General features: G+C 62.7%; 8 protein-coding genes and 2 pseudogenes. 4 read left to right on the top strand and 6 right to left on the bottom strand.

Translation table 11 applies throughout. The features are described 5' to 3' along the window. The 4 genes and pseudogenes from F604_RS13585 to holA all read left to right on the top strand — a co-directional run. Positions 1-146: pseudogene (locus F604_RS13585) on the top strand (transposase); the annotation flags it as partial. An 18-nt stretch (positions 147-164) separates the two neighbouring features. Further along, the gene (locus tag F604_RS12235) at positions 165-2321 is read left to right on the top strand and encodes a TRAP transporter permease (RefSeq protein WP_019551670.1); all 2157 of its coding nucleotides are present in this window, start codon (positions 165-167) and stop codon (positions 2319-2321) included. Positions 2322-2368: 47 nt separating this feature from the next. Continuing rightward, positions 2369-2698 carry a DUF4160 domain-containing protein gene (locus F604_RS0110865; RefSeq protein ID WP_019551669.1) on the top strand — a complete coding sequence of 110 codons (330 nt, stop codon included), beginning with the start codon at positions 2369-2371 and terminating at the stop codon, positions 2696-2698. A 12-nt stretch (positions 2699-2710) separates the two neighbouring features. Continuing rightward, positions 2711-3643 (top strand): DNA polymerase III subunit delta, encoded by a 933-nt coding sequence (holA, locus tag F604_RS0110860; RefSeq protein WP_019551668.1) that lies wholly within the window; start codon positions 2711-2713, stop codon positions 3641-3643. Here the strand turns inward: holA and F604_RS0110855 are convergent. From F604_RS0110855 to F604_RS0110835, 6 genes and pseudogenes are all read right to left on the bottom strand, one after another. Then, positions 3640-4596, bottom strand: coding sequence for a calcium/sodium antiporter (locus tag F604_RS0110855; protein WP_019551667.1), 957 nt, complete (start codon positions 4594-4596; stop codon positions 3640-3642). The genes holA and F604_RS0110855 overlap by 4 nt on opposite strands. 46 nt (positions 4597-4642) lie before the next feature. Then, a complete protein-coding gene (locus tag F604_RS0110850) occupies positions 4643-5149 on the bottom strand; it encodes an IS630 family transposase (protein WP_155984183.1) in 507 nt (168 codons plus the stop codon). A 38-nt stretch (positions 5150-5187) separates the two neighbouring features. Then, on the bottom strand, positions 5188-5715 hold the full coding sequence (locus tag F604_RS0110845; protein ID WP_019551665.1) for a winged helix-turn-helix domain-containing protein: 528 nt from the start codon (positions 5713-5715) through the stop codon (positions 5188-5190). 38 nt (positions 5716-5753) lie between these two features. After that, positions 5754-6380, bottom strand: a complete 627-nt coding sequence (locus F604_RS12950; protein WP_038044794.1) for an N-acetylmuramoyl-L-alanine amidase family protein — start codon at positions 6378-6380, stop codon at positions 5754-5756. 36 nt (positions 6381-6416) lie between these two features. Next, a pseudogene (locus tag F604_RS13340) lies at positions 6417-6635 on the bottom strand (non-canonical purine NTP pyrophosphatase); the annotation flags it as partial. 5 nt (positions 6636-6640) lie between these two features. After that, positions 6641-7285 carry an LOG family protein gene (locus F604_RS0110835; protein ID WP_019550330.1) on the bottom strand — a complete coding sequence of 215 codons (645 nt, stop codon included), beginning with the start codon at positions 7283-7285 and terminating at the stop codon, positions 6641-6643. Positions 7286-7310: the final 25 nt, after the last annotated feature.

Genomic DNA, 7310 nt, shown 5'->3' with positions numbered 1-7310 from the left:
TTAGCGTGATGGTACGCTCTTTGGGGCTTCACCGGATAGAGGTTCGGTCCTACTGGGGTCTAGTGGCCCGGGTGAACCTCATCCTGCTGGTCCACAACCTCATCCGTAGCCGGGTGCTCTTGAAAATGGCTAGGGGGGAGCTATGAGGTAGCACACGAAGGTATTTGATTACCGCACAGCTCCCGCCGGCCCGCCCCACTTTGGGCACGTGGGTTTTTGCCCTCTTGAGCCTGCCCTTTCTCTACACCTTCTGGGTGCCCAATGTGCCAGGGGTGGAAATCTCGCCCCTGGGGCGGGCCATGGGTACGCTGGCCTGGGCCCTGGCGGTGCTGCCAGGCCTCTGGCCTAGGGTTCGGCGCTACGCTGACCTGGCTGCAGCTTTGTTGGCTGTTCTGCCCTGGGTCTACCAGGTGCGCTACTACGAGGAGCTGGTGAACCGGGCGGTTATTCCCACCGACTGGGACATGAGCATGTCCTTCACCGTTATGATTCTGGTGCTGGGGTTGGTCTCGAGGTTGCTGGGCCCCATCATGCCCTCGTTGGTGTTGGTTTTTCTCACCTACAACATGTACGGCCATCTGGTGCCCGGCCCCTTCCAGGGCGCTAAAAACGGCATCGACCTGATCCTGGGCAAGTCCTACAACGAGACCGAGGCCGGCATCTATGGCCTCATCACCGGGGTTTCGGCAAAGTACATCGTCTATTTCACCATTCTCTCGGGTTTGATTGGCACGCTGGGCCTGGGCAAGGTGGTGGCCAATATCGCGCTGTCCATGGTGGGCCGTACCCCCCAGACCCCGGGCCGGGTGACCGGTATCGCCTCGGTCTTTATGGGCATGTTCAGCGGCTCGGGGGCTGCCGATACCCAGTTTGTGGCTGCGCTGACCAAGCCTTTATACGAGCGGGCCAACTACGACCGCATGACCGCTGCGGGTTTGGTGGCCACTGCCGGCACCATTGCCCTGATTACCCCACCGGTGCTGGGCTCCATCGCGTTTGTGATGGTTGAGATTCTGCAGATCAGCTACCTGTGGGTGGTGATTATGGCTCTGGGGCCCATGTTGCTCTATTTGATGGGTATCCTGGCCTACAACGAGTTTTATACCCGCAAGGCCAAGCTGCCGCCGGTAGGGGCCGAAGGGCATCTGGGCCGTAACTATGCTCTACGCTACAGCACCATTTTTCTGCCGATTCTGCTCATCGTGGTCATGTTGTTTTTGGGAACCGAGGTGGCCACTGCGGTCTATCTGGCCTTGCTGGCTTTTGTGCTCATTGCCTACCTCGACCCTACCCTGAGGCCTGCGGCCTTGCAGGAGGCCATGCAAAGCCCGGCCTACCGGGTGGGCCTGCCTTTGGGGATCGGGTTGATGCTCCTGGGGGCCTTCCTGCCCGTGCTTTTGGGCTGGAACCTGGGCAAGATACCTGTGCTGCCGGTAACGTTGGCGGTGGTGGGGTTGTGGGTGGGTACCTTTTTCTATCCCGCGGCGGCCAGTGGGCAGCTACGGGGGGTGTTGCGGCCCATTGCCCAGGGCTTGGTGGAAGGTTTTCGCCAGCTTATTCCCATTGGCTCGGCCATTGTGGCCGCCAACATGATCTTCGGCATGATGGTGATTACCGGGCTACCGGCCAAGTTCTCTATCTTTTTAGGCCAGGTCTCGGGGGAGAGCCTACTCTTGGCCACCTTGGTTACCGCAGTGTTTAGCCTGATTCTGGGGATGGGGGTTCCGCCTACCGCCACCTATGTGCTCACCGCATCCCTCACCGCCCCGGCCATTATCAAGATTGCTGCGGCCAACTTCCAGGGCTATGGCCTCGAGCCCCAGCAGGCCCTGTTGGCGGCTACCCTGGCTACCCATATGTTCCTCTTCTACTATGCGGTGCTGGCCGATGTGACGCCCCCGGTGGCCCTTTCTGGCTATGCCGCAGCCTCGGTTTTCAAGACCAACCCCATCCTGACCGGTGTCTATGCCGCACGGGTGGCCTTGGCCAAGTACATCATTGGCTTTTTCTTCCTACTCTCCTTCACCGGAACAGGGCTTTTGATTTTGCCGGTGCTGCAGAGCCTGCCGGGCCTCGAGGGCTGGCTCATCATCCTAGAGCGCTTCTTCTTCACAGGGGTGGCCATCCTTTTCCTGGCTGCGGCCACAGTGGGCTATACCCGCCGGCCTTTGAGGCGCTGGGAGAGCTGGGTGATGGGCCTACTGGCTTTGGCCCTGTTTTACCCCTATCCCAACCTGTGGATGGCCTTCATTCCCTTTGGTCTGGGCTTGCTTTTCTTCCTGCGCAAAGAAAAGGACTCGGCCCCCCAGGCGGCGGACTGAGGGTCAGAAGCACTACCATAGGCCAGCCGGGCGATTAGACTTAAGGCATGTTGACCCTAATGCGCCGTGCCGGCTTCCGCTTTTACGTCAAATCGGGGAGTGCCCAGGAAAAGCCGCACATCTACGTGACTCGCGACGGCCAGTCTTGGGCCAAGTTCAGCCTGAACCCAGTGAGCGTGGAGATGAACAACGGCTTTAGCCGTACCGAGCTGACCCGCCTACAGGGTATGGTGACCGACCTCGAGCCCCAGCTTTTGCAGGTATGGGGGGAGTATGCCAGGAGCCAGGGGGTTCGGCCTGAAAAAGAGGAGCGGCAAGCGCCCAAGCCCGCCCCTTCCCCCCAGGCGGCCGAGGCCAACGCAGACCCTGCGGCCTAGCCGGGTTGACCCATGATTCAGGTTTTCACCGGGGATAGCTTCCTGGCTCGCGAGGCTTTATTGCAGGAGGCCAGCTTGCAGGGGCTGCCCCCCCGCCTGATGCCTCCCGAGCCGGCTTTGCTGGTGCAGGAGGTCAGCGGTGGGCTTTTCGGCCCCAGTGGGGCTCTGGTGGATTTGCGTGACCTTGGCGAGGCCGAGTGGAAACCCCTGCGGGAGGTGTTGCAACATCTGCCGCAGGGGGCCGTAGTGCTGCTGCTCGATCCTAAGCCCAGTGCCACACGCAGCCGGTGGTATGCCGACAATGCCCAACGGCGCGATTATCCTGTGCCCAGCCCCAAGGAGATGACCCAGTGGGTACACAACCGTGCCCGCCACTACGGCCTGAAGCTCCCCGGGGCGGTGGCCGCGTATCTGGCGGGCTTGGTGGGTGCAAAAGGAAGCGCGGAGAACCCCACCGTGGGCCTCGAGGCCCTCGATCAGGAACTACAGAAGTTGCAATGGGCCACGCTCCCCCTCACCTTGGAAAAGGTTCAGGCCCTCGTTGCCTTGGAGACGCCCATTTCGGGCTTCGACCTGGTGCGCTCGATTGCCGAGGGTAAGCCTCTTCAGGCCTTCAAATACGCCAAAGAGCTTTTACAGCGCGGCGAGGACCCCTTGCGCATTTTGGGCGCGCTTTCCTGGCAGTACGTGCGGGTAGCCCGGGCCTGGGCTTTGTTGCAGCAAGACCCCTTGTTGGGTGAGGGGGCTGCGGCCAGCGCCCTGGGTATGCACCCTTATGCCGCCAAGCAGGTTTTGCTGTTGGCCAAAAGGATGCCAGGGGAGAAGGTGGTGCGGGCCTTGGAGATTCTTATGGAGGCTGAGGAGGCGGCCAAAACCGGAAGGGATATGCGCCTGGCCTTAGAGCGGGCCATGGTGGGGCTGGCAGCCCTACACGCTCCGGCCTAGCCCTGCAGCAGCCAGAAGGTATAGGCGGCGTACAGGGCTAGAAAAACCGCGCCTTCCCGCCGGCTCAGCTGGGCTCCGGTGACCAGAAAGGGCCACAGCAGCAGGCTGGCTCCCAGCATAACCGCCATGTCCCGTTGGATACTGGCCCAGGGTAGGTCAATGGGTTGTACCAGGGCGGTGAGGCCCAAAATGCCCAGGATGTTGAAGATATTGGAACCCACGATGTTGCCCAAGGCAATGTCCGGCTCACGCCGCAGGGCCGCGACCACCGAGGTGGCCAACTCGGGTAGGCTGGTGCCCAAGGCCACGACGGTCAGGCCGATCACCAGCTCGGATACGCCGAAGCCTCGAGCCAGCGCTACCGCGCCCAGGGTTAGGATGCGGGCCCCCAGCCCCAGCAGGACTAGCCCCAGAGCCAACCCGAGGTAGTTGCGCCAACTTATCTGGGCGGGCTGGCCGTACTCCTGTTCGAATTCCTGGGCTACCTCTGGGTTCTCGCCGCTGCTGCTTTTGTAAAGGAAGCCGATGTATAGCCCCAGCAAAATCAGCGAAAAAAGCCCTTCCCAGCGGCCTACCTGCTGGCCCAAGTAGAGAAAGGCCCAGAGCAGCAGGGCGGTGCCAATCATAAAGGGCACCTCGCGGCGGATGAACTGGGCCTGGGCCCGTATGGGTTGGATTAGGGCGGTCAGGCCCAGAATCAGCAAGATGTTTAGGATATTCGAGCCCACTACGTTGCCTATGGCAATGCTGGGGCTGCCGAAAAGGGCCGCAGCCAGACTGGCGGCCAGTTCGGGGCTGCTGGTACCAAAGGCCACCACGGTCAGGCCTACCACCATGGTGTTGATGCCCCAGCTACGGGCCAGAACCACCGCGTTTTTGACCAGCACCTCGCCGCCAAAGTACAAGAGCACCACACCACCTGCGATAAGCAAGAGATTCAGAAGCAGCTCCATGCCCCATAGGATAGCCGGTTATATGAAATCCTCCCGATCCATTCCCTCAGCATCCCCCCGGCCACCAGTGAAAAAGAGTGTGGCTCCGAATAAGCTCCAGCTGGGTCTGCAAGTAAGCACAGCGGGCCTCCACCCTCTCCCAAAGCTCCTCCTCCGAATCCACCCGCCCATTCGCTACCACCCCGTCCACCAAGGGCCATACCCGCTCCACAGGCTGTAGCTCAGGAGAGTAGGGGGGCAAAAAGACCAAACCTACCCCCTCCGGTACCTCCACCCGCCTGGACACGTGCCATCCCGCCCGGTCCAACACCACCAGCAACCCCTTCCTCCCCCCAGACCCCCGAAGCCGGGCAAACTGCCGAAGCACCTCCGAGAACACAGCCGCATTCACCGTGGGCAAAAGCCAAAACTCGCTCTCCCCCGTACTGGGACGCACGAAACCGTACACGTACAACCACCGGTACCGCGGCCGCACCCAGGCCAGGGGCGTCCTCCCCCGGGGCGCCCACACCCGCCGGTACACCGGCTTCAGCCCCAGGCGGTGTTCGTCCATGGCCCAGAGCTCCAACTCCAGCCAGGGAAAGAGGTACTTCAGGAGAAAGACCGTGAAGAAGAGGTTTTTTTGAAGGCCTCCCCCTCGGCCAGGTCCCGCTCCCGGTGCCGGGGACGGGGGCGGAGGGGGGCAAAGCCCAGGCGCTTCATCCAACTCCAGGCCCGCCTTGGGTCCACGGGGCGGCCCAGCCTCTCGGAGAGCCACTCGGCGGCGTTCCTTATGGTCCAAATTCCGTCCCGGGGATGGGGTTGCAGGAGGGCCTGGCGGAAGGCCTCCTGGAGTTCTGGGGGGAGCAAGGGGGGCTGGCCTGGGTTTTGGTGGCGGAGGTCGGCCATGGGCTTGCCTTGGTTGTAGCGGTGGAGGGTGTCCCGGACCCAGCGGGTGGAGTAGCCCAGGGTTTGGGCGACTTTTGGGATGGGGTGGCCGGTGGCGAGGAGCCAGAGGGCGTGCCAGCGGGAGCGTTCTATGGGGTCTTGGCTTTCCCGGTACAGGGCGTGAAGGTTATCCGGGTGATGCTGCAGCTTGAGTTGCAGCCGGGGGCGGCGTTGGTGTTTGGCGAGGTCCATGGCCCCATTCTACGGGAGAGGACTAGGGGGATTTCTTATTACTCCACAGGATGGTCGTTTTCCAGGTATTCCAGCACCCCTCGAGCAATTCCATAGGCCAGCCGGTCGAGATAGTTCGGTTGGCGCAGATTCTGCCCCTCAAGGGGGTGGCTCAGGTAGCCCATTTCCACCAAGATGGCCGGCACGCTGTTGTAGCGGATGACATAGAAATCGGCGCTGCGTACTCCCCGGTTGAAAGCCGCCGTGGCCCCCAACAGATGGGCCATAACGCGGGTGGCCAGGGTGCGGGAAAGCTCCATGCGGCGCAGTGAGTTCATAAGGGGCGTGGGGGTGGGCAGGCTCTGCGGCGGGATGGGGTTGACGTCCTCGGGGCTGGGCTGGGCCAGGTCGGGTGGGGTGGGGAGGGTTTCTAAGGGGCTGGGGGCGATGGCCAGTGGAGGGGGCTGGAGTGGGGCGGGGGCTGGGAAAAAGGGGCAGGCGTTGCCGGGGCCAAAGTAGTAGACCTCGAGGCCGCACCAGCCATCAGCCCGGGGGGGAGCAATGGCGTTGGCATGAATGGAAACGAACAGATCCTTGCCCTCGGCCAAGGCCACCCGCTGGCTTAGGTCGGTGCGCTTGTCGGGGGAAAAGGTGTTATCGTCCTCGCGGGTCAAGGTGACGGCCACCCCGGCTTCCTCCAGCAGACGGCGCACCCGCAGGGCCACCTCGAGGCCCGAGTCATCCGCCAGGGCGGGAAGGCCCGTGGCCTTGGCCACGTAGGCGGCCTTGAGGAGGGCGTTTTCCAGGAAGGTGGCGCCTTCCTCCTTGGGCATGCGCAGGGGAAAGTCGGCCAGGGAAAGAAGAGTCCAGCCCAGAGGAGCCAGGCCCTTCTTAAGCTCCCGCACCTTCCCGGGGTTGCTGGTGGCCAGGACCAGGCGCATCCCTTCTAGGATACTCCCTTAAGGGCCTGGACCACTTCCTCCGGGGAATCCAGTGGGGTAAGGAGGGCAAGGTCTTTGGGATCGATGGCCCCTTGTTCTTTCAGAGACTCCATCCAGCTCAGAAGCCCTTGCCAGTACCCCCGGTCCAAGGCGAAGACGGGGAAGGGGTGGACCTTCTCCGTCTGGATGAGGACCAGGACCTCGGAGAGCTCGTCCAGGGTGCCGAACCCCCCGGGCAGGAAGACGAAGCCCACGGCGTAGCGCACGAAAAGCACCTTGCGCACGAAGAAGTAGCGCAAGGTCAGGGCGTGGGTCTGGTAGGGGTTGGGCTTCTGCTCGTGGGGAAGCTCGATGTTCAGGCCCACGCTCACCCCGCCCGCCTCAAAGGCCCCCCGGTTCACCGCCTCCATCACCCCGGGGCCGCCTCCCGTCACCACGCCGAAGCCTGCTTCCGCTAATGCCCTTCCCAGGCGGTAGCCCAGGGTGTAGGCGGGGTGGCCCTCCCCAAAGCGGGCGGAGCCGAAGACGGAAACCAAGGGCACCTCTATCTCCGAAAGGGTTTCAAACCCCTCCACGAACTCCGCCAGGATGCGGAAAAGCCGCCAGGCGTCCTCGTGGTGAAGCTGGTCTATCAGGGGCTTTTTGGGCATCACAGCTCCTCCAGACTCACCTGCT

Source organism: Thermus scotoductus DSM 8553, from assembly GCF_000381045.1.
Lineage (GTDB): Bacteria > Deinococcota > Deinococci > Deinococcales > Thermaceae > Thermus > Thermus scotoductus.
This window is presented reverse-complemented; position numbering and strand designations above follow the sequence as displayed.

What these genes read in the sequence shown, in the direction of transcription:
- F604_RS0110865 (WP_019551669.1), top strand. Translation starts at nt 2,369, where the DNA reads ATGTTGACCCTAATGCGCCGTGCCGGCTTCCGCTTTTACGTCAAATCG.
- holA (WP_019551668.1), top strand. Translation starts at nt 2,711, where the DNA reads ATGATTCAGGTTTTCACCGGGGATAGCTTCCTGGCTCGCGAGGCTTTA.
- F604_RS0110855 (WP_019551667.1), bottom strand. Translation starts at nt 4,596, where the DNA reads ATGGAGCTGCTTCTGAATCTCTTGCTTATCGCAGGTGGTGTGGTGCTC.
- F604_RS0110850 (WP_155984183.1), bottom strand. Translation starts at nt 5,149, where the DNA reads ATGGACGAACACCGCCTGGGGCTGAAGCCGGTGTACCGGCGGGTGTGG.
- F604_RS0110845 (WP_019551665.1), bottom strand. Translation starts at nt 5,715, where the DNA reads ATGGACCTCGCCAAACACCAACGCCGCCCCCGGCTGCAACTCAAGCTG.
- F604_RS0110835 (WP_019550330.1), bottom strand. Translation starts at nt 7,285, where the DNA reads ATGCCCAAAAAGCCCCTGATAGACCAGCTTCACCACGAGGACGCCTGG.